This is a genomic window from Mesorhizobium sp. M7A.F.Ca.US.006.04.2.1, from assembly GCF_004022915.1.
In the GTDB taxonomy this organism is placed as follows: Bacteria; Pseudomonadota; Alphaproteobacteria; order Rhizobiales; family Rhizobiaceae; genus Mesorhizobium; species Mesorhizobium ciceri.
In genome coordinates this window covers 1-3,607 of sequence record NZ_RZQA01000681.1, presented here as the reverse complement: position 1 = coordinate 3,607, position 3,607 = coordinate 1, and the positions used below count along the sequence as shown (strand labels likewise).

General features: G+C 66.5%; 5 protein-coding genes. 3 read left to right on the top strand and 2 right to left on the bottom strand.

All coding sequences use genetic code 11. The annotated features are described in order from the left end of the window. A partial coding sequence (locus tag EN925_RS27985) for an MFS transporter (RefSeq protein ID WP_164894433.1) occupies window positions 1-895 on the top strand: 895 nt, incomplete at its 5' end. Between the two features lie 21 nt (window positions 896-916). Here EN925_RS27985 and EN925_RS27980 read toward each other — a convergent pair. Continuing rightward, window positions 917-1,375 carry a MarR family winged helix-turn-helix transcriptional regulator gene (locus tag EN925_RS27980; RefSeq protein ID WP_013530114.1) on the bottom strand — a complete coding sequence of 153 codons (459 nt, stop codon included), beginning with the start codon at window positions 1,373-1,375 and terminating at the stop codon, window positions 917-919. A 209-nt stretch (window positions 1,376-1,584) separates the two neighbouring features. On the opposite strand from EN925_RS27980, the gene EN925_RS27975 reads away from it, so the two are divergent. Beyond that, entirely contained in the window at window positions 1,585-2,379 is a 795-nt protein-coding gene (locus EN925_RS27975; protein WP_013530115.1) for an SDR family oxidoreductase, read from the top strand. A gap of 235 nt (window positions 2,380-2,614) precedes the next feature. Here the strand turns inward: EN925_RS27975 and EN925_RS27970 are convergent, their stop codons facing one another. Then, window positions 2,615-3,214 (bottom strand): LysE family translocator, encoded by a 600-nt coding sequence (locus EN925_RS27970; protein WP_127369782.1) that lies wholly within the window; start codon window positions 3,212-3,214, stop codon window positions 2,615-2,617. Window positions 3,215-3,312: 98 nt separating this feature from the next. Here EN925_RS27970 and EN925_RS27965 point away from each other — a divergent pair. Next, on the top strand, window positions 3,313-3,607 hold a 295-nt coding region (locus EN925_RS27965; protein ID WP_128337073.1), incomplete at its 3' end, for a LysR family transcriptional regulator.

Here is a 3,607-nt window from a genome sequence, read left to right as displayed (position 1 = left end):
GGTCGCGCGCATCGTCATGGCGCTGTCGTCGGGCCTGTTCGCCGCAACCGCGCAGGGCACCGCAGTAGCGCTGGTCGATGATCATCACCGGGCGCGTGCCATCGCCGTCGTCGTCGGCGGCACCACTGTGGCCGTTGCGCTCGGTGCGCCGCTCGGCGCGCTCGTTGCCACCGTCGCCGGCTGGCGCGGCACCTTCTTTGCCATCGCCGGCCTTGGCGCGCTTGCAGGCGCGATCCTGTGGTACCGGCTGCCGCAGGGCATCGTCGGCACCAGGCTGCCCTTGAAGCGCAGGCTGGCGGCAGCGCTGCGTCCCGGCGTGATGCCGATCCTGTTGACGACAGTGCTGGCGCTGATCGGCGCCTTCACCGTCTTTGCCTATGTCGCGCCGCTTGCCATCGAGGGCGGCGGTCTCAGCCAGATCGCGCTGCCCGGCATGCTGCTCGCCTTCGGCGTCGGCGCCGTCATCGGCACCATTGGCGGCGGCCAGGCCGCCGACCGGTTCGGTGCGACCCGCACCGTCGGCTGGTCGCTGGCGCTGAGTGCAGCCATGCTGGTTTTATTGTCGGTCATCCCGACCTTCCTGCCGCACCATATTGCCGGGCCGGCGCTGATGGCGATGATGGTGCCGTGGGGCATCGTCGGCTGGGCGTTCCCGCCGGCGCAGGCGAGCCGCATCATCAAGCTGGCGCCCGATGCCGCCCCGATCGTGCTGTCGCTCAACGCCTCGGCGCTCTATCTCGGCGTGGCGCTGGGTGCCGTGGTCGGTGGTGCCGTGCTGCGCTACGGCGCGCCGGCCGATCTCGGCCTAGTGGCCGCGATCTTCCCGATCGTCGGGCTTGGCGTCGTGGTCGCCGGCCGCTGGGCGGCTCGGCCTGTAGAAATGCCTGCCGAGTAGAGTCTTTGGCAAACGCTGGCCTTAGGGCGTGGCCGGCGGCAGATCAAAATCCAGCGCGGCGATCTCATCCAGAGCCGCGCGCAAATCTTCGGCCTTGTCCTTGCCGACGACATCTTCGAAGCGCTGCTGGGCGATTTGCCACAGTTTCATCGCTTCCTCGAGCTTGTCCAGGCCCTTTGGCGTCAGTCGTACACGCTTGACGCGGCGGTCCTCCGGGTCGGCGAAGGTCTCGACATAGCCGTCGCGGATCAGCGGTTTCAGCGTGTGGCCGAGCGCCGACAGGTCCATGATCAGCGACGTGGCGATGGCGCCCATCGCCGGCTCATCGCCCATATGGATCTGGTAAAGCAGGCCCTGCTGCGTCGCCTTGAGGCCTGACGGCTCCACCACATCATCATAAAACTTGCCGAGCTTGCGCGCCGCGCGGCGCAGCGCGGCGTTGTTGCAGAGCGTGAGGCCGGGCAGGCTGTCCTTTGACATGATGGTCCCTGGCGCCGGCGAATGAGGCCCGGCTGCTCCCCTCAAATAATCCCCGCCCGTCTCATTGACAAGATAGTGGCATATGCCTACTTCACGATTAGTGGTATATGCCACTAAATCAGATCAAGCGGCTTTCCGGCAGCGCGGCAGATGCCACGGCGCCGGGGTCATTCGAAACGAACAAGATCAGTTGAAGAAGGAACAGGACAATGAGTGGACAGGGCAACAAGGGCACGGCGGTCGTCACCGGTGCTTCGTCGGGCATCGGCGCGGTCTATGCCGACCGGCTGGCGGGGCAGGGCTACGATCTGGTGCTGGTGGCGCGGCGCGCCGACCGGCTGGAGGAACTGGCCGGGAAGCTGCGCCAGACCTATAGCCGCAAGGTCGGCGTGATCAGCGCCGATCTTGCAAACGACGATGATGTGCGCCGCGTCGAGCAAGCTGTAACAGCCGACGAGAGCATCACACTGCTGGTCAACAATGCCGGCATCGGCGGCCAGGCCGTCGTGGCCACCGCCGATGTCGACGCGGCCGAGCGCATGATCAAGGTCAACACCATCGCCTTGACGCGTCTAACCCGCGCCGTGCTGCCGGGGCTTTTGGCACGCAACCGCGGCGGCATCGTCAACATCGCCTCGGTGCTCGCCTTCGACACCTCCTTCGGCGGCATCTACAGCGGCACCAAAGCTTATGTGGTCAACTTCACCGAAGCCCTGCACCGTGAGGTCGAGGGCACCAATGTGAAGGTGCAGGTGGTGCTGCCGGGCGCGACCCGGACCGATTTCTGGGAACTTGCCGGCACCGATATCGCAAACGTTCCGAAGGAGATCATCATGACCGCCGACGACATGGTCGATGCCGCACTTGTCGGCTTGGCCAAAGGCGAGGCGGTCACCGTGCCCGCGCTTGCCGATGCGGCCAAGCTCGACACATTCCTCGGCGCCCGGCAAGCCTTCTACGGCAGCCTGCACGCCGACAAGCCGGCGGCGCGTTACGGGGTTTGACGGTTGAGGGGCTGGTTTGCTTTGCGAACCAGGACCCCCAGCCCGCTGCTTCGCAGCGACTTGCCGGGGCGAGCCACGGGTCTCGCCCACCTTCGGACCCCCATAAGGGGGAAGGTTAGGGGCGCGCGCCACCCTCCTTGAGGCTTGGAAAAGGCGCGCTCCCTACCTCCCCCTTGTGGGGAGGTCGGACCGAAGGCCCGGGTGGGGGGCTGGCGCGGGTTTTGGCTTGAGCGCTTTACACCGACCGCCACATCGGAATGATCGAGGCGGCCAGCACCAGCGCCAGCACGACGTTGAGCGCGCGCCATTGCCACTCGGTCTTGAGCAGCCGCGCCAGCACCATGCCGGCCACGCACCACAGTGAAAGCGAGGCGGCGGCCGCGAGGCCGAAAGTGGCGCCGAGCAGCAGCGCGAGCTGCATCGGTCCGCTGGCCAATGCCGCGAACGACGCCGCGGCGCCCAGTCCCATCGCCCATCCCTTCGGGTTCATCCATTGAATGCCGGCGCCGCCGAGAAAGCTGTTCGGCCTGGTCATGTTCACATCCAGATTAGGCGGTCCGCTGCGGCCGATCTTGATCGCCAGCCAGACGAGATAAAGTGAGCCGGTGACCTTCATCGCCAGTTGCAGCGAGGGCACGGCGAGCAGCAGGCCGGCGAGCCCGGCGGCGGCGGCGCTCGTCACCGTGGCGAGGCCGGCGGCGCTGCCGATCAGCAGGGGTACGGAACGGCGAAAGCCGAACTGCGCGCCCGATGCCGTCGACAGGGTCGTGGCGATGCCGGGCGTGGTGGTGGCGACGATGGCAAACAGGATGAGCGGGAAAATGGGCTCGAGCATGCGGCGTCCTCGGTGGGAGGGCTGCCATCGTAGCTGCGCACGAACTTCAGTAAATGCAATGTTTGCTATGGTTGACATTAGCAAGCATAATGCCAACCATGATCCGAAATCTCGACATGGCGCTGATCCGCACCTTTATCACCGTCGCCGACAAGGCCAGCATGACAGCGGCGGCCAATGCACTGCACCTGACGCAAGGTGCTGTCAGCCAGCAGGTCAAACGGCTGGAGGAGGCGTTCGGCTCGAGCCTCTTCGAGCGCGACCGGCGCGGCTTGCGGCTGACGCGCGCCGGTGAACAGCTATTCGGCAGGGGCAAGCGGCTGCTGGCCTTGAATGACGAGATCTGGGCCGAAATGGCTGGGAGCCCGGTGGCCGGCCAGGTGCGGCTCGGCG